25 protein-coding genes are annotated in these 26,891 nt (G+C 41.0%); 7 read left to right on the top strand and 18 right to left on the bottom strand.

Annotation, left to right across the window (positions count from 1 at the left end; translation table 11 throughout):
* Positions 1-78: 78 nt before the first annotated feature.
* On the top strand, positions 79-336 hold the full coding sequence (locus AACU32_RS37110) for a hypothetical protein (RefSeq protein ID WP_339378582.1): 258 nt from the start codon (positions 79-81) through the stop codon (positions 334-336).
* Positions 337-940: 604 nt separating this feature from the next.
* Here AACU32_RS37110 and arsS read toward each other — a convergent pair.
* Positions 941-1,948: an arsenosugar biosynthesis radical SAM (seleno)protein ArsS gene (gene arsS / locus AACU32_RS37105; RefSeq protein ID WP_096607236.1), complete on the bottom strand. Its 1,008-nt coding sequence runs from the start codon at positions 1,946-1,948 to the stop codon at positions 941-943.
* 580 nt (positions 1,949-2,528) lie between these two features.
* Between arsS and AACU32_RS37100 the strand changes: the two genes are divergently transcribed.
* Positions 2,529-4,751 carry a pentapeptide repeat-containing protein gene (locus AACU32_RS37100; RefSeq protein WP_096607235.1) on the top strand — a complete coding sequence of 741 codons (2,223 nt, stop codon included), beginning with the start codon at positions 2,529-2,531 and terminating at the stop codon, positions 4,749-4,751.
* Between the two features lie 183 nt (positions 4,752-4,934).
* Here AACU32_RS37100 and arsM read toward each other — a convergent pair whose 3' ends face one another.
* From arsM to AACU32_RS37085, 3 genes are all read right to left on the bottom strand, one after another.
* Complete coding sequence (gene arsM, locus AACU32_RS37095) at positions 4,935-5,903, bottom strand: arsenosugar biosynthesis arsenite methyltransferase ArsM (protein ID WP_096607234.1); 969 nt, start codon at positions 5,901-5,903, stop codon at positions 4,935-4,937.
* Between the two features lie 213 nt (positions 5,904-6,116).
* Positions 6,117-6,791 (bottom strand): response regulator transcription factor, encoded by a 675-nt coding sequence (locus tag AACU32_RS37090; protein WP_096607233.1) that lies wholly within the window; start codon positions 6,789-6,791, stop codon positions 6,117-6,119.
* Between the two features lie 186 nt (positions 6,792-6,977).
* Positions 6,978-7,265 carry a Mo-dependent nitrogenase C-terminal domain-containing protein gene (locus AACU32_RS37085; RefSeq protein ID WP_096607232.1) on the bottom strand — a complete coding sequence of 96 codons (288 nt, stop codon included), beginning with the start codon at positions 7,263-7,265 and terminating at the stop codon, positions 6,978-6,980.
* 445 nt (positions 7,266-7,710) lie between these two features.
* Here AACU32_RS37085 and AACU32_RS37080 point away from each other — a divergent pair, with 445 nt between their 5' ends.
* Positions 7,711-8,325, top strand: coding sequence for a class I SAM-dependent methyltransferase (locus tag AACU32_RS37080; protein ID WP_096607231.1), 615 nt, complete (start codon positions 7,711-7,713; stop codon positions 8,323-8,325).
* A gap of 164 nt (positions 8,326-8,489) precedes the next feature.
* Here the strand turns inward: AACU32_RS37080 and AACU32_RS37075 are convergent, their stop codons facing one another.
* Both AACU32_RS37075 and AACU32_RS37070 read right to left on the bottom strand, forming a co-directional pair.
* Positions 8,490-11,741: a CheR family methyltransferase gene (locus AACU32_RS37075; protein ID WP_096607230.1), complete on the bottom strand. Its 3,252-nt coding sequence runs from the start codon at positions 11,739-11,741 to the stop codon at positions 8,490-8,492.
* A 266-nt stretch (positions 11,742-12,007) separates the two neighbouring features.
* Positions 12,008-12,508 carry a GNAT family N-acetyltransferase gene (locus AACU32_RS37070; RefSeq protein WP_096607229.1) on the bottom strand — a complete coding sequence of 167 codons (501 nt, stop codon included), beginning with the start codon at positions 12,506-12,508 and terminating at the stop codon, positions 12,008-12,010.
* Between the two features lie 202 nt (positions 12,509-12,710).
* Between AACU32_RS37070 and AACU32_RS37065 the strand changes: the two genes are divergently transcribed.
* The 4 genes from AACU32_RS37065 (at position 12,711) to AACU32_RS37050 (ending at position 17,523) form a co-directional block, all read left to right on the top strand.
* On the top strand, positions 12,711-12,911 hold the full coding sequence (locus AACU32_RS37065; protein ID WP_096607228.1) for a hypothetical protein: 201 nt from the start codon (positions 12,711-12,713) through the stop codon (positions 12,909-12,911).
* A 320-nt stretch (positions 12,912-13,231) separates the two neighbouring features.
* Positions 13,232-15,454 (top strand): CHASE3 domain-containing protein, encoded by a 2,223-nt coding sequence (locus AACU32_RS37060; RefSeq protein ID WP_096607227.1) that lies wholly within the window; start codon positions 13,232-13,234, stop codon positions 15,452-15,454.
* 45 nt (positions 15,455-15,499) lie between these two features.
* Positions 15,500-15,943, top strand: a complete 444-nt coding sequence (locus AACU32_RS37055) for a response regulator (protein WP_096607226.1) — start codon at positions 15,500-15,502, stop codon at positions 15,941-15,943.
* A gap of 383 nt (positions 15,944-16,326) precedes the next feature.
* Positions 16,327-17,523: an ATP-binding protein gene (locus AACU32_RS37050; protein ID WP_096607225.1), complete on the top strand. Its 1,197-nt coding sequence runs from the start codon at positions 16,327-16,329 to the stop codon at positions 17,521-17,523.
* 250 nt (positions 17,524-17,773) lie between these two features.
* On the opposite strand, the gene AACU32_RS37045 is transcribed toward AACU32_RS37050, so the two are convergent.
* The 12 genes from AACU32_RS37045 to ndhI all read right to left on the bottom strand — a co-directional run bounded on the left by AACU32_RS37045 (position 17,774) and on the right by ndhI (position 26,817).
* Positions 17,774-19,231 carry a sensor histidine kinase gene (locus AACU32_RS37045; RefSeq protein WP_096607224.1) on the bottom strand — a complete coding sequence of 486 codons (1,458 nt, stop codon included), beginning with the start codon at positions 19,229-19,231 and terminating at the stop codon, positions 17,774-17,776.
* Positions 19,228-19,947 (bottom strand): DUF4079 domain-containing protein, encoded by a 720-nt coding sequence (locus AACU32_RS37040; RefSeq protein WP_096607223.1) that lies wholly within the window; start codon positions 19,945-19,947, stop codon positions 19,228-19,230. Before AACU32_RS37040 ends, AACU32_RS37045 begins: the two co-directional genes overlap by 4 nt.
* A 108-nt stretch (positions 19,948-20,055) precedes the next feature.
* The gene (locus AACU32_RS37035) at positions 20,056-20,514 is read right to left on the bottom strand and encodes a DM13 domain-containing protein (RefSeq protein ID WP_096607222.1); all 459 of its coding nucleotides are present in this window, start codon (positions 20,512-20,514) and stop codon (positions 20,056-20,058) included.
* Positions 20,515-20,703: 189 nt separating this feature from the next.
* A complete protein-coding gene (locus AACU32_RS37030; RefSeq protein WP_096607221.1) occupies positions 20,704-21,483 on the bottom strand; it encodes a GNAT family N-acetyltransferase in 780 nt (259 codons plus the stop codon).
* A 290-nt stretch (positions 21,484-21,773) separates the two neighbouring features.
* Entirely contained in the window at positions 21,774-22,805 is a 1,032-nt protein-coding gene (locus tag AACU32_RS37025) for a WD40 repeat domain-containing protein (RefSeq protein WP_096607220.1), read from the bottom strand.
* A 29-nt stretch (positions 22,806-22,834) separates the two neighbouring features.
* Positions 22,835-23,131 (bottom strand): WD40 repeat domain-containing protein, encoded by a 297-nt coding sequence (locus AACU32_RS40840; RefSeq protein ID WP_445223246.1) that lies wholly within the window; start codon positions 23,129-23,131, stop codon positions 22,835-22,837.
* A gap of 9 nt (positions 23,132-23,140) precedes the next feature.
* Entirely contained in the window at positions 23,141-23,875 is a 735-nt protein-coding gene (locus AACU32_RS37020) for a WD40 repeat domain-containing protein (protein WP_096607219.1), read from the bottom strand.
* A gap of 156 nt (positions 23,876-24,031) precedes the next feature.
* A complete protein-coding gene (locus tag AACU32_RS37015) occupies positions 24,032-24,154 on the bottom strand; it encodes a hypothetical protein (protein WP_339378581.1) in 123 nt (40 codons plus the stop codon).
* Between the two features lie 71 nt (positions 24,155-24,225).
* Positions 24,226-25,146: an NAD(+) kinase gene (locus tag AACU32_RS37010; protein WP_096607218.1), complete on the bottom strand. Its 921-nt coding sequence runs from the start codon at positions 25,144-25,146 to the stop codon at positions 24,226-24,228.
* A 6-nt stretch (positions 25,147-25,152) separates the two neighbouring features.
* Entirely contained in the window at positions 25,153-25,458 is a 306-nt protein-coding gene (gene nuoK / locus AACU32_RS37005) for an NADH-quinone oxidoreductase subunit NuoK (RefSeq protein WP_011319473.1), read from the bottom strand.
* Between the two features lie 59 nt (positions 25,459-25,517).
* Positions 25,518-26,129: an NADH-quinone oxidoreductase subunit J gene (locus AACU32_RS37000; protein ID WP_096607217.1), complete on the bottom strand. Its 612-nt coding sequence runs from the start codon at positions 26,127-26,129 to the stop codon at positions 25,518-25,520.
* 103 nt (positions 26,130-26,232) lie between these two features.
* Positions 26,233-26,817 (bottom strand): NAD(P)H-quinone oxidoreductase subunit I, encoded by a 585-nt coding sequence (gene ndhI / locus AACU32_RS36995; protein ID WP_096607216.1) that lies wholly within the window; start codon positions 26,815-26,817, stop codon positions 26,233-26,235.
* Between the last annotated feature and the right edge of the window lie 74 nt (positions 26,818-26,891).

Raw genomic sequence — 26,891 nt, 5'->3', positions numbered from 1 at the left:
GGTTTTACTTAAGTATACTACAATGTAGGATGACGGAACATATCCAGCTTAAAAGCTACTAAAAGCAGTATTACTGCAATGAATAAGATTTTTCAGTTTCTCAGGTTTCGGGAACTGATTGAAGAGTATCTACCTTTTTCGTTGTCCTTGCGAATTGTGCGATCGCGCCTGCTTATCCTTTCAGCCGATTTAGTATCCGCAGAAGATCATATAACTCATTTCGCTGGCGATTCAAGGAAAAGTCTTCCGAGAAACTATATTGAGATTTATACAACTTCACAAACATCGAATAAGTGCCATTACTCACTAAACCAAGGCGATCGCACTAAAAGCTAAATTCAGTAGAACGGTTTAAATAATTCACGCTATGTCATTGCGAATGAAACGAAGTGGAATGTAGACGCGAAGCGGCTTCCCGAAGGGTAGCAATCGCAAAGGTTATGTCGATTTTACATTCTGTTACATAGTTAGGTTTATTCTCACCGACTTATTTATCATGGCGACATCTAATTTGTGAATGTACATAAAGAAAAAGACCGTGAAACATAATGTTTCACGGCTTTTAGTGTGGTGTGAGGAGCTTAACTAATATCATAATAAAGTAGCTGACCAGTCACGATACGCTCGTTACAATTTTGGTAACAGAATATTTACTGATAACGCCACTATCAACTCATTCGTCTGTTAAAAAATTCAAAGTTAAAATATAGTACATTAGTTTCCTTCAAAGAAATGTCTCATTGCTTGAGAAAAAAATAAAAACCGTGGAAACTAACAGTAGTCCACGGCTTTTGGTGTGGTGTGAGGAGACTTAACTAATGCCATCATAAACCCATCTCACTAGAAGTATTCCCAGCTTAACAGCTTTGTAACAAAATTATCATTTGATGACATAGAAGCCTCAATCTACCGTTAAGCAAGAAGTATAAATTAGTTTACTTTATACTAAAGAACCACCACAACTAGAACCACAACCAGCCGTACAACCATAGCAATAGGTAGCAGTTTGGATTTCACTAATCAAATCTAAGCTACCAGCTTCTAGCAGTTTGGCAACTGTTAAAGGTTCACCATTACGAGTTTTTGCCGGCAGATTCATCATTTGGTTAAAATCGCAATCATAGACATTGCCTAAATAGTCAATTGATAGCTGATCGCGACACATTAAATGGCCAAGTGTATCGCTATTAAAATGAGATTCTAAAAACTCTAAATAATTTGTGTACAATTTCTGGCGTTCTAGATACATTTTAGTTCTACCAACTGGTATATTGGTGATTGTAAATAGGTTGTTAAAGACTATATTAAAATGTTCTTGCAAGAACATTTTGTAAGTTTTTTCTAGGTTTGTCTGTTCAGGAGCCAAGGAAAATTTTCCCGATTTAGGCAACTGTGGATTATATACTAAGTCCAAAATTAAATTTGATTTTTCACCATAGCCAAGACTGTTAAGCCACTGCAAAGCTTTAATGGAATCATCAAAAACACCAGCGCCGCGCATTTTATCTACATTATCAGCCAGGTAGCATGGTAGAGAAGCAACTATTCTGACTTGATGTTTGGCAAAGTATTCAGGTAAATCACCAAACCCATCTACAAAATAAATAGTCAAATTTGAACGTACAATTACTTCCTTTCCTGTTTTCCTTGCAGCTTCGACTAATGGCTTGAATCCATAATTCATTTCTGGTGCGCCACCAGTTAAATCGACAATTTTAATTTCTGGAAATTTGTGAATTAATTCAATTAGCTGTTCGCAAATTTCTCTTGAAAGTTCTTCTGTGCGTCTTGGGCTGGCTTCGACATGACAGTGTGTACAGGCAAGGTTACAACGTTTACCTAAATTAATTTGTAATACAGATATACCTACTTTGCTTAAAGGGGAACTGAGTTTTTGGTTGAATGGTGTTACTTTTATATCTGGTAAATTTAGCGATTGAATCTGCATTGTTTATTTGTCTCCTTGAATATTTACTGTGATTTTATTTAACTTTAAGGGATTTCCAAAAAATAAATTACTACTACTTGTGGGCGACACGAGCGCCCATAACTGGCTACTTTCTATCTTCCATACCCGTCTAAATATAGCAATCCTAAATCAGTTGTGAGATATAAAATGGCTGAAAAGCTTATAAATGCGTACTTTGTATCACCGTATTTTCTCAGGTTTCAATTCGGATTGCTATATTAGGCGATCGCCCTTAATTAAGTACAACAAAGTAGCACATTATCAAACCTATGTATGATAATCGTTTTCAGCCTTAATTTCTGAAATCGCAGCTATCTCGGCTCAACCTCGTGTAGATGTCCGACATATCGCAATAAATGATAAGAATGTCTAATAAGTAAAAATCAGGAAGACTTTATATTCAAAGTGTATTGTTCATTAGTCAGGGAAATTATAAGGTGTAAGGTTAGGAGTCATCTATGAGTAATGACGATTTACTGAATAATATTGTGCTAGAAGCCGGAAAATTGCATACTTATTGTGTATCAGAGCATAAATCCCCACATTTATCAGCCAAGGTATGCCCCAGGACTTCTCAGGTCAAAATCTTCGTGGGCGCTCCTTCAAAGGACAAAACCTTGAAGGAGCAAATTTTAGTGGTGCAGATATTCGGGGGGCAGATTTTACAAGGGCGAATCTGAGGGGGGCAAACTTCAGTCATGTTACTGCTGGACTACAAAGGCGTTGGGCTATTTTTTTAGTCTGTCTTTCGTGGATGCTGTCTGGAATTTCAGGATTATTCTCAGCCTTTGCTGGAGTGTTAATATCTTCTAACAGTTCAAGTGTAGAAAATCAGGTCGATAGCTGGGTTGCCTTAATAGTACTAATTCTTATTTTTATAGTTATCCTTCGCCAAGGATTCAACTCAGCCATCGCCGGAGCCATCGCCTTCGCCTTCGCCGTGGCCTTCGCCGCCGCCTTCGTCGGAGCCTTCACCGGAGCCGGAGCCATCGCCGGAGCCATCGCCATCGCCATCGCCTTCGTCATCGCCGGAGCCATCACCTTCGCCATCGCCTTCGCCGTCGCCTTCGCCGGAGCCATCGCCATCGCCTTCGCCGTCGCCATCCCCTTCGCCATCCCCTTCGCCGGAGCCTTCGCCTTCGCCTTCGCCATCGCCGGAGCTTTAGTTAGTGCTTACATTGCTTGGAGAGCAATGAAGGGAGATGAAAAATACGCTCTTATTCGCAACATCGCTGTCGCTTTTGCTGCTTTAGAGGGTACAAAGTTTGGGAATGCCAACTTAACTGATGCTAATTTCACGGCTGCCATACTAAAAAGTACAGATTTTAGAAAAGCTAATCTGATTCGCACCTATTTCCATAAAACTAAAAAACTAGATCGTGTTCGCCCAGGAACAACTTACTTGCAAAACGCAAAAGTGGTAAGTGTGTTAGTTACTGGACAGGGGCAGGACTTGAATTTTGACCGTGAGGATTTGCAAGGAGTAAATTTTCAAGGAGTCAATTTAGTAGATGCCAGTTTTATTGGTGCTGACCTGAGCTATGCCAACTTACAAGGAGCCAATTTAGTAGATGCCAGTTTTATTGGTGCTGACCTGAGCCAAGCCAACCTACAAGACGCAGATTTATCCAGAGCAAAGCTCAAACAGACCCAACTCGACGCAACTGATTTCACAGGCGCTACGCTCACCGGAGCCTACATTCAAGATTGGGGCATTACCACCGATACAAAATTTGATGGAGTGCGCTGTGAATATGTTTATATGCGACTCCCCACCAAAGAGAACCCTGACCCCCTCCGCAAACCAGATAACAATAAAGAAGTGTTTGCAGATGGGGAGTTCGGTGATTTTATTAAACCTATTTTTGACACACTGGACTTGTACCACAGCCAAGGTGTTGACCCAAGAGCAATTGCTGTTGCCTTTAAAGAATTAGCTGAAAATAATCCAAGCGCAGAACTTGAAATTATAGCAATAGAAAGACGGGGAGACGATAAAATACTGCTCCGAGCTAAAACCGCAGCAACAGCTAATAAATCTGAATTGAGTAAAGAATATTTTGTAAATTATAACCACCTTAAAGCAATAGCAGAAAAAGATTTTCAAGCATTAATAGCAGCAAAAGAATATCACATCAATAGGTTGGAAACTATGATAACTACGACGCTTGAACGTCCTAATTTTTATGTGGAAACTTATACTAATCAAGGTGATACTATAATGCCAGAAGGTTCTAAAAAACAATCTAATTTCAACTTGCAAGGCGCTCAATTTGCTGGTGATATTGTAAATGCTGAAACCGTCACGGCACATCAAATAGGCGGGAATATCACCAATTACACAACTGAACAAAAGCAAAATCTAACTCTTGCCGCAACAGAAATTCAGCAACTCCTACAGCAGTTAGAGAAAACAAACCCCACTGCAACAACCTCTGAAAAAATGACAGTTGTAGCTAAGGTAGTTGATGAAATTGAGAAGAATCCAACTTTGAAAGCGTGGGTAATTGAGGCACTACTGTCTGGTCAGAGAGAAGCTTTAAAAGAAGCTATTGAACATCCTTTAGCTAATATCTTGATGGCATCTATAAATGAGTGGCAGAACGAAAGAGATTCACTTGAACAAGCCTACGCACTTCAAAGCCAGAAAATTGCAATTATTAGAAATGCATGGGTAATTGAAACAGACCCATCCCGCAAGTTTCAATACGAGCAACAGCTTCAGTCAGAAGAGCGCATACTGAAGAAATTGGATGATAGATTGAATGCAATTAAAAAATAGTTGTAAGCTACTGATAATTCAGCCAAGTTAGCTTTTTTTTAATACAGACAACTAATAATACCAAAATTAACCTATGTCAGAGTCAGAAGACCAGAAAGAAGTCTCCAATACTGACTTACGCAACTCCCAGGCGGTAACAGGCGGTAATTGCTGAAAGCGCCAACCGCCAGTAAGAGTTTAAAATTAACAGCAACCACCACCGTTATAGTGCCATGTAGAATCGGTAATCATGATTTCTGTCGGCTTTAAAGCCGCAAGTTTAGCCGCAGTTTTATCACATACTGCTGCGGGAATACCGCGTTGCAATAAATGACCTGCTGAGTCATCAAACAAGGGTTCTGTACCCGCATAAATTGCTGTTTTGCCAGTAAAAATACAGGCTCCATCTTCTGGTATGTCAACTTTGAAGGAGACAGAATCAAGACTTTCTAGCAGTAAATTCTCCTCCAAGTTATAAGTTACAGCATCTAGTAGGCGGTAAGGGCGACGGGCACGAATTTCTACTTGACCAAAACCAGCATTGACGATCAGTTGGGTATACTCTTGATATGTAAGTGCGCCTGATAAGCACATAGCACGTAAGCGTTCATCTTGTTGTAGATGTAATGGAATAGGACGAGTCGCAATGGGATCGCTCATTTGCAAACGTCCCCCTGGTTTCAAGACGCGAAATGCTTCTTTTAAAGCGCGGGTTAAATCTTCTGGTTCAAATATGTTGAAGAGACAGTTTTGTGCTACTACATCTACAGCAGCATCAGCAACAGGTAAGTTAAAAGCGTCACCTGCGCAGATTTCTACAAAGCTGGTGTCAAACCAAGGATTTTCTTGAGCAGCGATCGCCAAATTACGTGCTGCGGCTTCTCGCATTGCTGCTACTGGTTCAACAGCAATTACAGCCCCAGGACGGCGGGAAAAATAAGCGAATTGCAAAGCTTCTAAGCCACCACCAACCCCAACATACAGGACGGTTGGTTGATTGGCTAGTTCAGTTAGGTGAACAGTAGTACCACATCCATAATTCATTTCCTGCATTGCTAAAGGAACTTTCAGCCCTGGTAGTTGCAGGGGTGTACTTTGGACACAACAAAGTCCAACTTGCGGTGTTTCTGCAACTTCACGGTAGAATTGGGCTGCTGTTTCTAAATAGGTCATTGCAATCTTAACTTTGTGCGCTATTCTGTAAAGTCAACTTTGTGCATCCTAATACAATTCACTTTTAATTGTATGAGTCTTAGATGAGAATACAAGAAACGCCAAAGCTTCCTAAAGTAGGAGAGTATAATTGTCTAGAGTTTGGCTTACAAACAACAAATCCCCCAAACACCGATAAAATAAGGAGGTTTGGGGGATTAGTGCAAGTCTGGATTAATTATGTAAAACGTAGCCGATACCATATACAGTTTGCAGGAGAGGTTTTTCGTTATTAGCCTCAAGTTTTTGGCACAAATAGCAAATGTACTTTTCTATGATCTGCGAATCGCACATGAAATAGTTACTCCAGACTTCTTCTAAAATGCGATCGCTTGTAATTACCTCTCTTGGATGAATCAGTAAATACTCCAGTAAATCAAATTCCTGTTCGGTTAAATCAATTAACCGCTGGCCTCGATATACTTTTCGTGTCCGACGATTTAAACTGAGGTCTTCAAATTCTAAGATATCTGCGGCATCTATTCGCTGGATTTTTCGCAGATGGGCACGAACTCTAGTAACTAACTCTTCGACACCAAAGGGTTTAACTAGATAATCATCCGCACCAGTGTCTAAGCCTGCAATGCGATCGCTGGCTTCATCCTTGGTAGTTAATAAAATTATCGGTACTTGATCGCCAATACTTCGCAGCCGTCGGCAAGTTTCGCACCCAGATAATCCTTGTAACATCCAGTCTACAATTACTAAATCAGGATGCAACTTCTGTGCTGCGGTAATGGCAGTGAATCCATCGTAAGCAACACTGACTTGATAACCCTCATAATTCAGTTCTAATTCTACAAATCGTGCGAGTGTGACTTCATCTTCAACCAGTAAGATGTGCGTCATAGATGATGTTGATGATTTCAGCAGGGTATGGTTAGCACAGAAACAGATTCAGCAAATTTAGAGAGGTACTAACTGTAAATAGTTAGACATCTAATTAGTACTCCGTCAGCTTAGTATAGTTCTGAGTCAGTAACAACCGTAAATCTGCGGTTACTGATGACTGCTACATCACAAAACCCTGAAGATTTAGCAGTATACTGCTACATCTTCACCACATTCATCCGCAAGATAACAGAGAGCTTTAAATCGCAAAGTTACTACTTGTTCGTAAAGAGGATTTAACTTACACATCGGTGGAATGTGAACTAACTTCCGACCGAAGAGTGTAATGTCTCTCTCAAACGGACATTGAGCAGGAATGGCTTTGCACAAAAAATGAGCTAGTTTGCGGTTATGAATTTCTATACTTTCTAACCATTCACGCACTGGGTAGAGTAGGTCGTGATGTAACAGAATTTGAGTAAAGCATGACATAATTTTTCTCCTAATAATTTATAATTGCAAAGTTCGCTTAGTCGATGGGATTTGTATCCCTATAAATTTATAGGCTAAGTTATTGAGTTTTATGCACACCAATAGGGGTTCTTAGTGAGTTCTCTTGTAGGTGCATTTGTCCTTTTAAGACAAATCTAACTACACACTCAAGTTTTTATTTTCCGGATGATTACTGGTGCGATCGCTATCCTATCGTCTGAAAATAAATTTGCCATGCCAAATTGGCGATTTTTCAGTAGGTTTATCCGAACTTTATCAAGCGTTTATACCCACATGCAGGAGTGTGAGCTTTAGGCTAGAGTACAGGAAGGGATGAGGGGGATGAGGGGGACAAGGGAGACAAGGGAGACAAGGAAGATGAGGGAGAAATAATAAATGCTCAATGCTCAATGCCCAATGCCCAATGACAAATGACAAATGACAAATGACCAATGACTTTATTACTAACAAAAAGCAAGCGTTTGACCTTTGGGCGCCAAGCTATGACTGGCTTTTACCTTCAGTGTTTTACCAAAGTATCCACAAACGATTGCTAGAATACGTTGATTTACCACCTCGCTCTCATGTACTCGACTTAGGTTGTGGTACAGGTCGGTTGCTGGATCGCCTTGCTACTAAATTTCCTGATTTACGCGGTACTGGATTAGATTTATCTCCAAAGATGGTGCGCCTAGCTAGACAGAATAACCGCCATCGTCCCCGGTTGATTTATGTTGAAGGTAAAGCTGAGTCTCTTCCTTTTGCTGAGGGTCAGTTTGACGCAGTTTTTAACACTATCAGTTTTTTACACTATTTAGAACCCAAACAGATTTTGCACGAAGTAGCACGGGTGCTATCCCCTGGTGGCAGGTTTTATTTAGTTGACACCACTGTTAAAAGTCAGCCAGAATTGCATGTAACATTGGGTTCCCTTGGGAATGTTAGATTTTATAGCCCAAATCAACGGGAACTTATGGGTGCTGCGGCTGGATTAGCCTGTGTCGGTCATTACTATTTATTAGCGCCTGTATTGCTGACAATTTTTGCGAAACCGACGTAATTGATCGCGACCTCACCCACCCAGCCCCTTATCCTACAAGGAGCTACGGCACATAACAACTTTCTTTAACAAGATAAAAACTTTGTTTAACAAGGTCAGAACTCCGAATTAAAACTCGAAATGTAATTTTTTTGTGAAGGAAAGCCTCGTGTAACGGCAAGCCGTTAAGTTCGTTTAGCAAAATCGGCAACTATTGCACCCAGTTGAACCAGATCAACGGGTTTAGCTATGTGCATTTGAAACCCAGCCTCGATCGCCCGTTGTTGTGCTGCTTTACTGGCATAGCCGGTCAGCGCGATCGCCGGAATTTGTCCTCCGGCTGCCGCACTGAGCGATCGCACCTGTTGAATCAGGAAGTAGCCATCTTCCTCAGGCAAGCCGAGATCAGAAATCAGCACATCATAGCGGTTAGGGCTTTCGCGGAGCGCAGAGAGCGCTGCTCTGGCAGTCGTTACGGTCAGCACCTCTGCCCCGTAAGTCTTTAGCATCAACTGCAAAACTAAAAGCATATTGACCTGATCATCAACCACCAGGATCTGCAAGCCTTCTAGAGAGGGGAGATTTTGCGAAGCGTCCAAAGATGTTTCTACCTTCGGTTCGACAATCGGTGGTGAGGTTGGGGGCGGGACGTATAAAGGCAACCGCACAGTCAGTGTGGCACCTTGTCCTTCGCCCGGACTTTCTGCCAGCACAGTGCCACCATGCAGCTCGATGAGATACCGCACGATCGCCAAGCCCAATCCTAGCCCTTGATTGGTTTTGGTTGTACTGGAATCGCCCTGATAGAACCGCTCGAAAATATGTGGCAATAAATTTGCTGGAATACCAATTCCTGTGTCACTGACTTGAATTTGCGCCTGCTGGTCAACCTGTGACAGCGTGATGTCTACTCGTCCACCCGCAGGCGTAAACTTGATCGCATTCGAGAGCAGGTTCCCCAGCACTTGCTGCAAGCGTTCGGCATCCCCCAGCACGGAGATCGAACTCAACGATGACACTAACTGAATATTTTTTGCCACCGCCGATAAGTTAACGCTATCGAGAGCAGCTTGAACCAATAAGCTCAAGTCGATCGGGTGGCTATTCAATTGCAACTTGCCACTCGCAATCCGAGAGGTATCCAGAATATCTTCAATTAGGTAATGGAGTTGCTTACTGCTCTGCTCAATGGCTTCTAAGGCGTGATCGACTGTTGCCTCGTCGCAGTCGCGGTTGCGGAGCAGTGGCACCCAGCCCAGTAGCACGGTGAGCGGATTTCGCAGTTCATGGGACAGAATAGCGAGAAATTCATCTTTGGCACGACTGGCCGCTTCAACCCTCTGGCGTGCCGTGCGCTCGGTAACATCTGAGATCGCTAGCAAAATCATGTCTATGTTGTCTTCTCGGTGCAGTTTGCACCCATTGAGCAGCATATTTTTATGCCCAATCTGCTCAAAATCATGATTGACCTCAAAATCCTGCACCGCAAGCTCATCCGCCAGAATACTGTTCAACATTGATCGCAGTTTGGGAATATCCCACTGCCCATTGCCTAATTCAAACAGCAACATCTGGATGGTTTCAGCTTCAGAAACGCGAAATGTCTGGTAAAACGCGCGATTCGCGGCATTCACCCGTAAATCAGCGTCCAGCACAACCAGAGGGATTTGCACCGTCTCAATGATGGTTTCTGCATAGTTGCGAGCGCTCTCTATGCTGGCGGTGTAGCGTTTGAGGGCATCAATATCCTGTAGCACCATTGTCACACCGTCAATTTGGTTTTCAGTGGTGCGATAGGGGCGAATGCGGATACTATACCAGTATCCGGCTTCTGTTTGGATCTCCTGTTCTTTTGTATTGAGGGTCTCCAACACCTCCAAAATCATCGGTTCTAGCTGGGAAACGTCAAAATTGCCATGCAGGTCAGTGAAGGGTCGTCCGATATCGGTGGGGATGAAATTGAACAGTCGCTGGGCGGTTGGTGTAAAGCGGCGAATCCTTAAGTCATTCGTCAGCATCACAATCGGGATATTAATGCTGGCGATAAAGTTGTTGAGATCGCTATTGTCTCGATTTTGTTGCAGATTCCGACTCCGCAGTTCTTCATTGGTCGTCGAGAGTTCCTCATTGGTGGCTTGAACTTCTTCTTTTGCTGTTTGCAGTTCTTCATTCGTGCTTTGCAGTTCCTCATTGCTCGATAGGATCTCTTCATTCGCTATGCGTAAGTTTTGGTTGAGTTGGTTTTGCTCCTGAATCACCGTTTGCAGATGCGCTTGGGCCGAGAGTTCGCGTTGGGTGGCAGCAGACAGCGCCTGACGAAGCGTTACAAGCTCACGCGCTAAGTCCGCTGGCTCCAAGTTTTCTACCGTTGCGGGACTGGTCAATGTGTTAGAGGCAGGGGCAGAGGGCGAGATGGGATTAAAAAGCACCAAAAAATAGAGCGTGTTTGTCAGGGCTGGGCGAAATGGCAGCACCTCCAGATTCAGCCGCGTTCGCTCACCCTGTTCCATTTGAATGTCTTCCAGCCGCACCAGCACGTTCTCTGCCTGAGCCTGATACAGGGCGGTGCGAAGGGGTGTTACCAGCCCTTCGCGTGCCATAGACAGCAGGTTTAGCTCTGTGGTGCTAGGGGTCAACTTCAGGTAAAGATCGAGGTCTTTGCGTATCTGTAAGATCTGCATCTGTTCATCGACCACGACTGATAGCGGCATATAGCGATTGGCGATCAGTTGGTCAACTTCTCGGGCTAAATCAAAGGGAATGGAACGATTTTCTGGGATGGGCTGCGAATTATGGAGACTGGGGACGCGCCCAGAAGTAGCTGTAAACGCAAATAAGCGATTAGATAAGCTCAATTTTCGGGCATAGATTTTGCAGGCTTCATCCACGGGCGTAAACAAATTTGAGCTAGCTTTGACGCTTTCTGCCGTACCCAACACCAGGCAGCCCGTTAAGTTGAGACTGTAATGAAACAACGCCATGATGCGCTCTTGCTGGCGATCGGATAAATAAATCAGCAGGTTGCGACAGCTAATCAGATCGAGATTCGAGAACGGGGGGTCGTCGCATAAGTTATGATGGGCAAACACACACAATTCGCGAATGGTACTGCTAATTTGATACCCTCCCTCTGCCTGGGGGACAAAGAACCGACTTTTACGCTCCGGTGAAACGCCTTCCATCTGGCTTTCTAGGTAGAAGCCTGTTCGGGCTTTGCTAATGGCTGTTTCGCTAATGTCGGTAGCAAAAATCTGAATCAACGGGACGGTGGCGCGATCGCTGAAAAAAAAGTTAGAACTTTCTTTAACAAGGTCAGAACTTTCTTTAACAAAGTTAGAACTTTCTTTAACAAAGTTAGAACTTTCTTTAACAAGGTCAAAACTTTCTTTAACAAGACAAGCTTGGGTTGAGGAACGAAACCCAACATCCCAAAACATGCCCTAAGTTCCTTGCGGGACATGGGTTTCACGTTACAGCAGTTTTCATGTATTTACAGCCATTTTCAGGTAAAAATACCACACTGTAGGGGCACAGCACTGCTGTGCCCTGACGATAGATGTGGTGCAAATACGTGAAAACTGCTGTCAACCATCATTATGAGACCTAACCCCCAGCCCCTTCCCTTGTAGGGAAGGGGAGAGAATCAAAGCCTCTCCAATAATAAAAGCTGCTCCCCCCTGTCTTCAGGCGATAGAATATTTTTTTAATTGGAAGTCCCTGAGTGTGGATAGTGCATAAACACCACAGGAACTCGAATCAGCTTTCTACCTAATTCTGACAATCGAAACTTAGGTTTGAGCGATCGCGGTAAATCTTCAAAAGCAACGGTTACAAAGCCAAAGCGGCTGTAAAACTCTGCTAATCGCTGACCGAGACATTCTAAATATAACGGCTGAGTGGCTGTAGCGATCAAATGCTGGGTGAGAAAACTGCCCAAACCACGACCTCGCCAAGCTGGTGCAACAACTAAACTACCTAGTTCTTGGATATCAGAAAAATTACGTAGCTGTCCGCAAGCTGCTAACTGGCGATCGCGAAGCGTGTGCGAAGCACTCTCGCATTCAATCACCCAAAACTGCTGCCAACGTAATTGAGTCGGGTCTAGTTTAGCAGATAATACCAGCAACCTAATCGACCAATTATCCTCAGATGTTGCCTTGCGAACAGTACATCCAGATGGTAAAGCTAAATTGCTCTGTTGCATTAATTCTACTTATATATTTTGTATAGCAGCCATTACACTTTAATACTCAATCACACCTCGTGAGAATTGATGTTTGATAAATAATACTAAACATTACTTCCGATAGAGGAAGGAAGCAGGTATAACTATATTCTAGATAGATAAAATTGCACTCCTGTTGTTCTTAAAATATAGCCAAGAATTAATCACAGGAGTTCTAATTATGTCTGAACAACAAAAGCAAAAATCTAATAATGAAGGTACTACACCTAACGCTTCTGGTGGTTACCAAACCCCCCTTGAAGACGAAATCCGCAAAACTGGTGATGCTGAAAAAAGCGATGCTAGAGAAACCGCTAAGCCAGAAGCACCTGGTGAAGATAATGTAGCAGGTAGCCCCAATCAAGGCACTGAATCTCGCTAATTACTCTCAACTGCGTCAAATTGACCCAGTCTAACAAAGCTTTTTTGTTGACCCTAATTCACCAATTTTTGAGTGGAAATTGTAGATGAGAGCGCAATTTCCACTCAATTTTTTTGTTTATATAGCAGTCTTAAATCATTCGTGAAAAATTAGATCCCCGACTTCTTTGAGAAGTCGGGGATCTGAGCATCTCGATTTTCACAACCGAAATAGGATTGCTGTATATATTCCCCGTACAGTATATTTGTACCATTGTATAAACATATCGTCATTGACATTGAATCTGAGATAATACTCAGCAACGCTTCTGTGAATAGGCGATGAAAAAAATAACAGAAAAATTTATTGCAGGTGGTTTTGGGTTAGCACTACTGTTGTTGTCTAGCGTGGGCGTAGGTTCATACTGGAGTGTGCAAAAGCTTAAAGAAGATAAGCAATGGGTAATTCATACCGATCAAGTTTTAAATATTTTGGATAATTTGAATCACGGATTTCTCAATGCCGAAAGTGGACAACGGGGTTTTATGCTCACTGGCAAGGTAGATTACCTCAAAAATTATGGAGCAAACAAGCAACAGGTTTACCAGGCATTTCAAGAATTGCACCAATTAACCAAGGATAATGCTAAGCAACAACGCCGATTAGATCTACTTAAACCCCTGATTGCTCGCAGATTTGATTTACTTGAAGAATTAATTAATCTACTCAAACAAAATCCGGCAAATAAAGCCAAGCAAATAGTCATTACAGATCAAAATAATGCAGTAGCTAAACAATTCCAGGCAATTAGCCAAGTAATGAAAAATGAAGAAATCATTTTATTGCAACAGCGAACAGCAGTAACGAATTATAGAATCAATCAAATTATTCTGGTAATTAGTCTAGGATATGGCTTGAGTTTTCTCTTGCTCATAAGGGTTTACTTATTACTGCAAAAGCAAATTCAAATTAACAAGCAATTATCAAAAGAATCTATTCATCTGGAAAAACAAGCTGCCAAAGCGCAATTAGCAAATATTTTAGAAACAGTTTCAGATGCTTTTGTTGCTATCGATCGCAATTGGTGTTACACCTACGTTAATGAAAGAGCAGGGCAAATTTTTAACCGCAATCCTCAAGAATTAATTGGTAAGAATATCTGGGAAGAATTTCCCGAAGGTGTTGGACAAAAGTTTTATCATGCCTACTACCAAGCTGTAGCAACACACCAAGTGATTGAAATAGAAGAATATTATTCTCCTTGGGAACGCTGGTTTGTAAATCGCATCTATCCTTCAGAGCAAGGGCTATCAATTTTCTTTCAAGACATCACCGAACGCAAAATTGCAGAAATTGCCTTAGAAAAAAGTGAAAACCGTTATCGTTCGCTAGTGATTGCTACAGCTCAAGCAGTTTGGTTGGCTGATGCTCAAGGCTTACCCAAAGAATATTCCTCTTGGATAAATTTAACTGGTCAAAATGAAGAAGAAGCCAAGGGTTGGGGATGGTTGGATGCAATTCATCCTGAAGATAGGCAGTTAACAGAGTCTATTTGGAATCAAGCATTCACACAGAAGAATATTTATCAGGTAGAACATCGTGTGCAAGTTGCTGATGGTAGTTATCGATTTTTTGCTGTCCGGGCGATTCCGGTATTAGATGCGAATGAGCAGATTATAGAGTGGGTAGGTACTCATACTGATATTACCGAGAGAAAACTTGCCGAGCAGGCGCTGCAACAGGCAAAAGCAGAGTTAGAAATTAAAGTTGCCCAAAGAACAGCCGAACTATCTAAGCTGAATGAGGATCTTAAACGTTCTAACCAGGAGTTAGAGCAGTTTGCTTATGTAGCTTCTCACGATTTACAAGAACCATTACGCGCTGTAGCTGGTTATAGCCAATTGTTAGAAGAAGAATATCAGCAGTTTTTGGATGAGTCGGCGCGGGAATACTTGGGTTACATTGTCGATGGAGCTACGAGGATGCGACAGTTAATTCAAGACTTGCTCGCTTATTCTCGTGTGGGGACTCGCGGTCAAGCATTTGTTCACACTGACTGTAATATTGTACTCAATCAAGCACTCAGTAATTTACAAATAGCGATCGCCGAAAGCAACGCAATCATCACCCATGATCCTTTGCCTACTCTGCTTGCTGACAAAACCCAACTAGTGCAATTATTCCAAAATCTCATCGCTAACGCCATTAAGTTTCGCCAAGACAAGCCACCTCAAATTCACATCGGTGTAGTTAAAGGTGCAGAAACCCTTGAGGCTGAGGTACAGATAGAGAAAGCACAGGAGCCACCAGAAGCCCAATTTCTCCATCCAAAATCCCATGAATGGCTTTTTTGGGTACAAGATAATGGCATCGGGATTAAGCCCCAATATCTGGAACGAATTTTTGAAGTATTTCGCCGCCTACATACCCGGCGAGAATTTTCTGGTACAGGTATCGGTCTAGCTATCTGCAAAAAAATTGTTGAGCGACACGGCGGTCGAATTTGGGCAGAGTCTCAGTTAAAAGTAGGAACGACATTTTATTTTACTTTGAAGGAGAATTAGGGTTAATCTATAAAGTGTGTGACATGGCGATCATAAATACTTATAATGTTGAATAATCAGGCTTTTAGATGTATTGAAATTTTGCTAGTAGAAGACTCTCCTAGTGATGCCAACCTTACCATTAAAGGCTTCCAAAATGCCAAAATTGCCAACAACTTGCACTGGGTTGAAGATGGTGAAATGGCGATGAACTACCTGCGACAAGAAGGTGAATTTTCTGATGCGCTTCGTCCAGATTTAATCTTACTCGACTTAAATTTGCCTGGTATGGATGGGCGCGAAGTTCTCACAGAAGTCAAATCAGATCCAAATTTCAAGCTGATTCCTGTTGTGGTTCTGACAACATCAACAGACGAACAGGATATTCTCCGCTCTTATAATCTTAGTGCTAATTGCTACGTAACCAAACCGATAGATATCTACCAATTCATCCAGGTTGTGCAATTGATTAAAGACTTCTGGCTAGCAGCAGTGGCGCTTCCGAAATAGTCGTCTGATTTTTTTTATGGGTTATGGAAAACCTTTTTCTAAATCTTGTTCTTATAAGGAAAAAAACTTTTAATGTTACCCCAAAGAGAGAGGGAAGGGCATTCAGGTGTTAGGTTTTTCCTGGGCTTTTCCACATCAGGCGACAAGTCTTGTCTATCGAACTCAGGTTAAGTTAAATTCCTGTGGTTGAAAATTTTCAGGTAAATTATGCTCAAATTTTCTCTCAACCTCATGTTAAAAAATCTTAAGCAATCACAGATAAATGCATAAAAACATTAATAACCACAGATATATCTGTATTTGATCTTAGCGAGTGCCTGTAAATGCTTAGTGACAAGTGGCAAACAAGCAGATTATCTAGCCAATTCATCAAAGCCTACCTTATGGAAAAGACCAAAATTCACATCCTACTGGTAGAAGATAGCCCTACTGATGCCATGCTCATCCGTCAGATTTTGTCGCGTGCAAATCCCAGTGAATGGCAGATGACTCATGTTGAGCGGTTATCTGAGGCAATAGATATGAGTAGAGAAAATACTAGACCAACTACCGATGATTGTCAAACCCAAAGTGGTGAGCAACAAAGATTTGATGTTGTTTTGTTAGACCTCCATCTCCCCGACTCGACTGGACTAGATACGTTAAAAGAATATCGCTCCGCAATACCTGATATTTCAGTTGTAGTATTAACTGGGCTGGATGATGAAGATTTAGCAATCCAAGCCATGACCGAAGGCGCACAAGACTATCTTGTCAAAGACCAAATTACAATCCAGCGGTTATTGCGTGCAATGCGTTACGCTATTGAACGGGGCGAAATTCTCAGAAAACTGCGAGATAGTGAGGAACGTAGCCGTCAAGCTCTCGCAAAAGAGCAAGAACTCAACGAGTTAAAGTCCAACTTTGTCGCGATGGTTTCCCACGAGTTCCGTACTCCCATGACCACGATTCGCACCGCGATAGAAATCCTCGAATATAACAACGATAAACTCACTGACGATCGCCGCGCTAAATACTTTAGTCGAATTCAAAAAGCTATTAACCAGACTCTTGAGCTTTTAGATGAGATATTGTTCTTGAGCAGAACTGAAACATCGAAATTAGAGCTATATCCGACACCTTTAAATTTAGAAAATTTTTGTTGTGAACTGATAGAAATCTTCCAAATTAGTGGCGGTAATCAGCACAAGATTATTTTCAATTATCAAGGAGAATGCACGCAAGTAGAAATGGATGAAGAATTGCTCAATTGCATCTTCACTAATTTACTGTCTAATGCCATCAAATATTCTCCACCACAAAGCAATATTTTGTTAGATTTGCTCTGTAAAGATGACATAGCAACTTTTAGAGTCCAAGACCAAGGTAGAGGAATTCCCCTCAAGGATCAACCTTATCTATTTCAAACTTTTTACCGCGCCAGTAATGTGGGAACAACTCAAGGTACAGGGCTGGGACTTGCTATTGTGAAAAAGGCTGTAGATCTACATGGAGGAAAGATTCAAATAGAAAGTCAGCAGGATGTAGGCACAACAGTAATAGTCAAGTTGCCATTACACTCTGTTGCTTCATCAAAATAAGTCTTTCAGCGGCATTCATACCACTATTTTTATTAAGTTTTTATACAGCCTTCTAGAGTTGCTGATAATTTTGCTTCAGCAGTTTAATACTTGCGACTTGCGATTTGCGACTTCATTTTTTATCTATCAACTGGCGTTGAATGTGTACCTATGTTTTGGTTTACTTGGTGTTTATTTGAAGGAAATTATGAGTTAAATTAGTATAAATTAAGTTAAATGAAAATTCTTTGAAAAAACTTCAATCTTGAGATCAACTAGTTTGATGATTGTAGCGATGTTCCAGTAACGGTGAAGTGGGTAAGCTAACTGTAAAGACACTACCTTCACCTAAGCGCGATCGCACGCTCACACTCCCACCCATACTTTCTAACAGTGTTTTCACAATCGATAACCCCAAACCAGAACCCCCAGTAGAACGGTTACGGGTTTCATCTACGCGATAAAATCGCTCAAAAATGCGAGACTGATGTTTTAAAGGTATACCATGACCTTGGTCACAAACTTGAATAATTGCCTCTTCACCTTGGTGATTTAACTTGACAATTACTGGACTATCTGATTCAGAATATTTAACAGCATTATCAATTAAATTTAATAATACTTGTTTGAGGCGATTATAGTCTGCTTTGACCTCAATGGTGTGATTTATAGACTCAATGATAATTTGGCGATCGCTATATTTCTGTGCCATCCCCACAACTTCTACAACTAAGTCATTCAGCACACAAGGTTCCATCGAAAAATGTAAATAACCACTATCTGCTCGTGCTAAATCCAGTAAGTCTTGTAAAAGCCGAATGGTATGTTCTGCTTCTAACGCCGCAGTTTCTAAAGCTTCTAATTGAGTAGGTGTTAAATTATTTTGCCGACGCAATACGCTTTGTAAGTAACCATGAACAATTGTTAATGGTGTGCGTAACTCATGGGAAACATTGCTGACAAACTGTCGCTCTTGTTCCCAAGATTGCGAGAGACGCGATAACATCATATTGAAAGTCAGAGCTAATTCTTTAACTTCGCTAGGTGCTTGATCGAGAGATAATTGTGCTTCTGGTAAATCGGCGGCGGAAATGACTGCTGTCATTTGACTAAGCTGACGCAGTGGCTGTAGAGAACGCTTGATATAAAATGCGATCGCTAGTGAGATGACGATAATTGCTACAATACTAGCAATTCCTAAACTTTCCACTATTGCCAAATACATAGTCTGTTCGCGGGTAACATCCTGTACTACAAATAGCTTTCCTAGCACCTTACCCTTGACTGGTAATGAACCACCACATAAAACAAAGTAACGTTGCTGAACTTTAGTTATTTGGGGTTTAACTGACATCTCTGTGAGAGACATTAACTCAGATGCTGCTGCATCTGATAGCTGATTCCAATTATTAGATTTAGCGATAATTTGATTTTCAGGGTTTTTTATCCAGATAAATGTATCTGTATTGATTAAGTTATCAACTGACTTTTGTAACCCCTCCATTGGTGACATCATTTCGCTATAGATTTGCACATCACGGGGTAGGCGATCGGCAATTTGTTCAATATGATGTTTATGACTATTAATTAAAATTTGCTGCATTTTCCAGCTAGTCCAAATTGATAGGCTACCCAATCCCAAAGCGGAAAATACAGCAATGCCAACCGTTAAGCGTACCCGTAATGAAAAAGGATCAATTTTTGGCAAAATTTTGTTGATTTGATTCACTTTGATATTTGAGGATTTGGTGTCAAACAAGTTTTTTGAGCAAAATCACACTGATAAATGTAAGGTTCTTGCCAACTTAGGGGAATTGCTAGTAAGTCTCGCGTTCCTGTCAATCCTTGCCCAATAAATAGTAATATAGCAATACAATTTAAAATCGTATGGACAATGCGCCATCGCTGGGATTTATCCTGATAAATATCTTGGACAATTGACACAGAGAAAATCATCAGTAAAGCTGCGGTAATCCCAATATAGTAGTGCGACCAATACCACTCATTCGTCAGGCGATAAACTCCATCTTGACAACCAATAATCACTAAACCTGCACCAGTTAAAGAAGCAAAAATACCCCGCCACAGCCGCTGCCGTGCTTGATAGAGTAATATTAAACATTTAATAGTGGCAGAAAATATCAAGACAATAAATAATACTTTCAAAGGTGCTGTACTCCACAATTGATGTTTGACAATATTTTTACCAATTGCATAACCTAAACCTAGCAAAGTTACACCCACAACTGCACTTGTTAGCAACTCACCAAACTTTCTATGATCTGCGCCAACTACTGGGGGTATCTTGCTTTTACCATTAGCTAAAGTTTGTAAACGTCGTTGGCGTGTTTGCCATGCGAAATTGACTACATTGCCAATGATTGGGAAGACAAAAATAATTGCGATCGCCGGATGTATCAGCCCCAAAAAATCTGCTAATTCCATATAATACCTAATTTTGACGCAATGAATTAATACGGCTGTCTTACAGATAACCGCTAGGCTTTGATCTCACACTTTTTTGCGAGATATTTTGACTAATTAAGTGCAGCTTTAACTACTAGCTAAAGGAGCATAACCGAAAGTAGCATTGAATTTACGACACCAAATAGCCACAGATTTAAATTCTCCTAGCTTCACTTTTTCAGGTACAGCATAACGTTGAGTACCGCTGATTTTTTGTAAGGGAGCAATACTCAGATAATCTTTCTCTTTAATACCAGATTGTGGTGGAGCATCAGAACGATACAAAATTACATATAAATCTGGGCCTTTATCGGTTTTAAAATTTTGATCGAACTCTAAGTAACTTTTTCCTTGTTCAGTGACGACTTTGACTTTTCCCTGAGTAGGATGTTCCCCAGCCTTAAACACACCAACTCCAGAACCGGAACTCGCTACCGTTGCGGGAGGCTTTGTTTGGGTATTTGTCTGATTTGAGGGTTCCTGGTTTGCACAGCCTATGCTAATCACAGTAATCATACTCAAAATAGCTAAATGCTTGAACTTCATCACGCTAACGTCCTCAAACTCTTCTCTGATAACAATTTAAAGCTTGGCGCTCTTGAAAAAATTAATTTAAGCTGAGAATTGATTAAAAATTTAGGCTGTTAATTCACATATTCAGATCCCCGACTTCTTGAAGAAGTCGGGGATCTTGGCGATCGCGAATGATTTAGCATTTCTAGATTTTCTTTACACTTACTTACTCTGAAAACTTTGGGAGTGCCATCTAGTAAATTCTTCGATATTCGATATAGTTAAAAAATCAATTGTTTTGAATTGTCTGTCAATAGCTGGCAAACTACATATTTTTGCCCCAATATTCAAGTATGCTTGCACAATATTAGGAATATTCACATTACATGAATCAGGGCAATGTTGAGCCAATTCTAGAGAATATTGTGCATTTGGGTAAACCAAAATACTGGGATGCATCAAGTTATGAAGCTGAAAATAATGATAAGCACAAGTAGCTTGTAAAGGATTTTGTGTGAGTAAAGATGCACAACCAAAAAAATATTTACTTTGACTACAAATTAGATAATGTGCTAATCCTTGCCATAGTAATAAAAGTGCTTGACTATTACGGTATTCTTTAGCTATACAAGCTCTGCCAATTTCTACAGACATCGCAAGTACTGTATTAGGAATCCCATTGAGATTAAAAATATCAGCAGCATCAAAACCCAACCCTTGGGAAGCCATTGTATAGGTTTGCATCCGATAAGTGCCAATGGTTTTACCAGTCAATTTAGAAATCAGCATTAAATGATGGCAAACTGTATCAAACCTATCGCGATCCATTTGGGTAAGGCTAGAATTAGAAAAACCTAGACCTAGTTCAAGATTAAAAACTTCAAAGCGCAACCGCAAGATTGATGCTAATTCTTCTTCAGTTGTAGCTAGTTTTAAGATATAGTTTTTGCTTTGAAGCACAGGAAAATCTATTAATGATGAAGCAGGACTAGAAATTTCCATCTGTCTTCCTACTGGGAATGGGCAAAATATTCTAATAAAATTTAAGCATTGCGCAAATAACTATGTTGTGGAATAGCATTTACTTAAACGAAACTTTTTGCCCAGATCCCCGACTTCTTTAAAAAGTCGGGGATCTAGAGTGTTAGTATTATGAATATAATTGGCAAAAAAATCCGTCAATAAGATACAGAATTTTTTGCTTATCTATTTTATCTGTCTATTTCGATTATTTAACCTAGCTCGATAATCTTTTCGCACAACAACGTAATTCCGCCTGGGAAAGGAAATAATTATTTTAAAACTGGTAGTCCCCAAATTTTCATTGAACTATCGCGAACTCGATTGCTACCACTATATATAGTTTGCCCGTCTGGACTAATCGCGATCGCATCAACGCAAGATATATGTCCCTCAAGAGTTTTAACTAACTTGCCTGTTTTTGCATCCCATATCTTGATAGTAGCGTCTTCGCTACCACTAAAAACTACCTGACCGTAAGGACTAATAGCAACAGAATATACTTCTCCAGAATGTCCCTGAAAAACATGCATTTTCTCACCCGTTCGTAAATTCCACAGCACAACAGTTTGATCGTCACTACCGCTGACTAAAAGATTTCCATCTAAGCTAATAGCGATAGAATTTACTTGCTTTCTATGACCAACAAGTGAGCGTATTTCTTTACCTGTCTGCCAATCCCAAACTATAATGGCATTATTATCCATGCCAGTTACCAGCATATTTTCATCTAAACTAATAGCAGCACAATTTACTTTTATAGAATTCTTGGAAAAAGTACGAATTAAATTTCCTGTACTAATATCCCACAGATGGATTTCCTTATGGCAACAAACAAGAGTCTTACCATCAGGGCTAATTACAATATCGTTAATTTGATATAAATCAACTGGTAAAGAACCTGTTTTTTTTCCTGTTTGTAAATCCCATGTTGTTAAATTTCCATATGAACTACGGCTAATTAAAGTTTTGCTATCGGGGCTAATAGCAACACAGGGAGGGTTTCCAATTTGCGGTAAAGAATGTAGATGTTGTTTTTTGATTGTATCCCATACTTCAAAACTATCTAAAAAAGATCCTGTTACCACAATCTTACCATCTTGACTGAGCCATAAACTATGTACGTATCTTGTCCCACCTAAAGTGCTAATTTGTTGTTTTTTATGCCAATCCCATAATCTGATTATCTTGTCTGCGCTACCTGTTACTAAAGTTTTTCCGTCTGCGCTTAAAGCTAAAGCAATAACTGGTTTAGAATGGGATTCTAAATTATTTATTAACTGTCTTGTCTTTAAATCCCACACTTCAATAGGTTGTTTCCAAGGGCTGATCGCTAAGGTTTGTCCATCCTGACTGAGGTCGTAAATGAATTATCTTCATTGTTAAAAGAATATATTTCTTGCTTCGTTTCCAAATCCCATACCTTAATTGTTTTCAAACTCATACCTGCAAGAAAGCGATCATCTAAACTAATAGTTAAAATATCAATCCAATTAAATTTACAATAATGTTTTGAATTAACTTTGAAAGTTTTAATAATTTCACCTGTCTGCCAGTTCCAAATTATGACCTCGTCCCAAGCACCGCTAAAGAGAGTTTTTCCATCTGGACTTACACAAAGAGCAGCAATATCTGATTTCTATTCAAAACTACGAAGCAAATCTCCTGTTTGTAAATCCCAAAATTTGATGTAGTTGTCTTCACTATTAAAAAGTATTTTTCCATCTGCACTAATAGCAAGGGAAGCTGCTAGATTATTTTTTGCATTGGAGCGCCCTTCTAATGTAAAAACTTTAGTTCTTGTATTTACATTCCAAACTTCTATTTCGGAATTATATTTAGTAGATATACAAATTATTTTTTCGTTTGAACTAAAAGCGATATTGATATTGTAAGCTTTTCCCATACGCTTACTAACATGCGTTTCAATATTTTGGATAACTCTTTCTGTGTGTAAATCCCACACTTTAATAGTCAGATCTTTACTGACGCTAATAAATTTTTTGCCATCAGAACTAAAACGAACCCAGCCAACCTCATATTGATGCCCCTCTAATGAGTCAATACACTGAAAAAATTCATATTGGTTGCACTTTTCTATTAACTGCTTCGCTTTTGAATCTGGGTGCTGGGATAGTAGAGTATAAGCAAATTGTTTTAACTGTGGTTGATGTTGGAAAGCTTCTATTATTAAATCTAAACCTGCATCACCATATTTAAGTGCCTCTTTAAGCGCTGCTAGTCTTGGTTCTATTGGTTTTAGAGCTAAACGTTTTTTAACTCCTTCAATTCCCCCTAACACCACACCATCTACAGGAACTTGTAATTGTCCACCAAGTACAGCATCATATTCTTTTGGTTGGTTATCTGGCATAGCACCCTGACCACTTTACTATAGCGGTTTTCAGTTGAGTCCAATACACTCTTGAGGGCACGGCACTGCCGTGCCCCTACCCGCAACGATATAATTTTGTATTGCATCCAACTGAGAACCGCTATATTGCTAGTATTCCCACTACACAGCTATCAATTACTCTCTGCTGAGGCGGAATGCGGTGTGAGAATTATCTGTCCATTGATCGCGGTTTAATCGCGATCGCAATATAGCCAACAAGCCCACGGTTTTACCCGCAGGCTTGTATAATTTTTGCACCAATTATCGATTGAGATGACTTTTGCTACTGTAGAGAAGGGCAGGAAACTAAAAAAGGGACAAACTTAGCATCAATTGCGGTGATTATTACTGTAGCGAACCCTAGTACCTGCCCAAAGCAATTTCTCTCGTAGGGTCTGATAATATGAATTGTTCTCCCGCAAAATAATAAATTTCGCCCGACAATCAGCCATGCGCACATCTACGCGGTGTCCTGGCCATATTGAAGTAGCTAATACGCCATCTGTCCACAGCTTAGTACTCAAATCGTAATCCCCCAAAGGCCAAACGCTGACCACAGAACCAGGGGGTAAGACGAGGGGACGGCTAGAAAGACTCATGGGACAGATGGGAGTGATGGTAACCGCTTCCATCCCATCGTGCATAATTGGGCCGTTAGCAGAAACGGTGTAACCAGTGGAACCAGTGGGAGTGGAAACAATTAACCCATCGCCAACATATTGATCGACAACTTCACCATCAATTTCCATTTCTAAAATTGAGGTAATCATGCGATCGGCTGAGGCGGGTTTGATACAGAATTCATTCAAAGCCAAATAGCGATCGCTTACTGGTTCTAAATTCGATCCATAGCCTTCAAACACTGCTGCTTGCAACATCATCCGCCGCTGAACAGCATAGCGGTCTTCAAACAGCCTATCCCACACTTTTTCCGTATCTTGGAATTCTTCAACTGACTCAGTTAAGAACCCCAGATGACCTCCCACATTCACTCCCAGAATAGGGATGCCAGCTGGAGCTAAATGTCTGGCTCCTGTTAATACAGTACCATCACCACCAAGTACCAATGCCAGATCGATTGGCTGACCCACTGAAGCCAAAAACACCGGGTAAGGGTTATCTTTTGGCCCGCTAGGTCCGATCAATACCTGACACTGGCGATTTTCTAGTTGTTTAGCACAGACTTCTGCCCAGCGTTTACTCTGGGCATCTCGCGCTTTATAAGCAATGATTACCTGCTTGAGTTGCACGCACAATTACCACTTGAGGAGATTAAACTGCTCCATATCGACGGTATCACGGTTGCGATAAATGGCAAGCACGATCGCCAACCCTACCGCCGCTTCGGCTGCGGCCACGGTGATCACAAATACGGTAAACACCTGACCCTTAATTAATGTTGAGTCAAGATAATTGGAAAATGCCATTAAATTCAAATTAACAGCATTCAGCAGCAACTCAATTGACATCAGCACCCGCACGGCGTTGCGGCTGGTAATTAAACCGTAGATGCCAATACAAAATAAAGCTGCCGCAAGTAACAAAAAGTATTGGAGTTGCATGAATCTCTGTATTCCTTCTGAAAAACCTGGCTTTTTACTGGCAAGAGCAGTTTTAAATATTACTCTTGTGTTTCCTGACTTGCTGATACTAGTTCTCTAGGCCGTTCTGGTAAAGTCAAAACGGTTTGTGGCAATTCGGAAGTAGTTCCTGGTTCTGGTAAGTATTCGCGACGTGCCAAAATAATCGCTCCCACCATAGCCATCAGCAACAATACAGAAGCCAATTCAAAAGGTAGGAGAAAGTCAGTAAAGAAATGCTGACCAATCAAAACTATGGAACTTTCAACAACTACAGGAGCAGTTGCATAAGCCCAAGGAGTTGCTAAGATCATCGTGCCCAAAAGAGCGAAGAGTCCCAGACTGACTACAGCTGTTAATATTTTCCGGATTCCAGCACTAGGAAATGGTGCAAAATTCTGCCGCTTGTTGACCAACATGATCGCAAACAAGATCAGCACGTTAACAGCACCAACATAAACCAGTATTTGTGCAGCTGCTACAAAATCACCATTCAGCAACAGGTACAACCCAGCGATGCTGATGAATACGCCACCAAGCAAAAAGGCAGAATAGACGATGCTAGAAGACAACACCACGCCTATTGCTGCCCCAATCATCATTACAGCCAGTACACCAAAGGAAACAACCTGTACTCCTTCTGCTAAATTCACTGTTTTTTGTCCTCAATCAGTTGTCATTGGTCATTGGTCATTAGTCATTAGTCATTAGTCATTAGCAAAAGACAAATGACAAAGGACAGATGACTAACTAAATTTATTTTTCTGCTTGTTCTACCAAGTCTTGGCGAATAGCACCGGGAAGTGGTGCGTCGGCGGGTAGATCGTGGGGTTCCATGACACCTTTGGGCAGGTAAACTAATTCGCGTAATGGTGTCACCATTGGGTCATTTGTTACCTTGTATGGCAAACGTCCCAATGCTACGCTGTCATAGTTCAACTCATGGCGATCGTAGGTGGAAAGTTCATAATCCTCTGTCATTGATAGACAGTTGGTTGGACAATATTCCACACAGTTACCGCAGAAGATACAAACTCCAAAGTCAATGCTGTAGTGATTGAGCTTTTTCTTCTTGCTGGCTTTGTCAAATTCCCAATCGACTACGGGTAGGTTGATGGGACAAACGCGCACACAAACTTCACAGGCGATACACTTATCAAACTCAAAGTGAATTCTGCCGCGAAATCGTTCGCCAGGAATTAGTTTTTCGTAAGGATACTGGACGGTAATCGGCCGCCGCCGCATATGGTCGAAGGTAACAGATAACCCTTGACCAATGTAACGACCTGCTTGCACTGCTTCTTTGGCATAATCGCCAACTTGTTTGAGGAACTTTAGCATCGTGTTTTACTCTCTCTTATGCTCAGTTGTCATTGGTCATTTATCATTGGTCATTTGTGAAATAACTCATGACT

Origin of the sequence: Calothrix sp. NIES-2100 (assembly GCF_963875285.1) — a bacterium.
In the GTDB taxonomy this organism is placed as follows: Bacteria; Cyanobacteriota; Cyanobacteriia; order Cyanobacteriales; family Nostocaceae; genus Aulosira.
The sequence above is the reverse complement of the archived record's forward strand: the minus strand, read 5'-3'. Positions and strand labels throughout refer to the sequence as shown.

What these genes read in the sequence shown, in the direction of transcription:
- AACU32_RS37110 (WP_339378582.1), top strand. Translation starts at nt 79, where the DNA reads ATGAATAAGATTTTTCAGTTTCTCAGGTTTCGGGAACTGATTGAAGAG.
- arsS (WP_096607236.1), bottom strand. Translation starts at nt 1,948, where the DNA reads ATGCAGATTCAATCGCTAAATTTACCAGATATAAAAGTAACACCATTC.
- AACU32_RS37100 (WP_096607235.1), top strand. Translation starts at nt 2,529, where the DNA reads ATGCCCCAGGACTTCTCAGGTCAAAATCTTCGTGGGCGCTCCTTCAAA.
- arsM (WP_096607234.1), bottom strand. Translation starts at nt 5,903, where the DNA reads ATGACCTATTTAGAAACAGCAGCCCAATTCTACCGTGAAGTTGCAGAA.
- AACU32_RS37090 (WP_096607233.1), bottom strand. Translation starts at nt 6,791, where the DNA reads ATGACGCACATCTTACTGGTTGAAGATGAAGTCACACTCGCACGATTT.
- AACU32_RS37085 (WP_096607232.1), bottom strand. Translation starts at nt 7,265, where the DNA reads ATGTCATGCTTTACTCAAATTCTGTTACATCACGACCTACTCTACCCA.
- AACU32_RS37080 (WP_096607231.1), top strand. Translation starts at nt 7,711, where the DNA reads ATGACCAATGACTTTATTACTAACAAAAAGCAAGCGTTTGACCTTTGG.
- AACU32_RS37075 (WP_096607230.1), bottom strand. Translation starts at nt 11,741, where the DNA reads ATGTTTTGGGATGTTGGGTTTCGTTCCTCAACCCAAGCTTGTCTTGTT.
- AACU32_RS37070 (WP_096607229.1), bottom strand. Translation starts at nt 12,508, where the DNA reads ATGCAACAGAGCAATTTAGCTTTACCATCTGGATGTACTGTTCGCAAG.
- AACU32_RS37065 (WP_096607228.1), top strand. Translation starts at nt 12,711, where the DNA reads ATGTCTGAACAACAAAAGCAAAAATCTAATAATGAAGGTACTACACCT.
- AACU32_RS37060 (WP_096607227.1), top strand. Translation starts at nt 13,232, where the DNA reads ATGAAAAAAATAACAGAAAAATTTATTGCAGGTGGTTTTGGGTTAGCA.
- AACU32_RS37055 (WP_096607226.1), top strand. Translation starts at nt 15,500, where the DNA reads ATGTTGAATAATCAGGCTTTTAGATGTATTGAAATTTTGCTAGTAGAA.
- AACU32_RS37050 (WP_096607225.1), top strand. Translation starts at nt 16,327, where the DNA reads ATGGAAAAGACCAAAATTCACATCCTACTGGTAGAAGATAGCCCTACT.
- AACU32_RS37040 (WP_096607223.1), bottom strand. Translation starts at nt 19,947, where the DNA reads ATGGAATTAGCAGATTTTTTGGGGCTGATACATCCGGCGATCGCAATT.
- AACU32_RS37035 (WP_096607222.1), bottom strand. Translation starts at nt 20,514, where the DNA reads ATGAAGTTCAAGCATTTAGCTATTTTGAGTATGATTACTGTGATTAGC.
- AACU32_RS37030 (WP_096607221.1), bottom strand. Translation starts at nt 21,483, where the DNA reads ATGGAAATTTCTAGTCCTGCTTCATCATTAATAGATTTTCCTGTGCTT.
- AACU32_RS37020 (WP_096607219.1), bottom strand. Translation starts at nt 23,875, where the DNA reads ATGCCAGATAACCAACCAAAAGAATATGATGCTGTACTTGGTGGACAA.
- nuoK (WP_011319473.1), bottom strand. Translation starts at nt 25,458, where the DNA reads ATGCAACTCCAATACTTTTTGTTACTTGCGGCAGCTTTATTTTGTATT.
- ndhI (WP_096607216.1), bottom strand. Translation starts at nt 26,817, where the DNA reads ATGCTAAAGTTCCTCAAACAAGTTGGCGATTATGCCAAAGAAGCAGTG.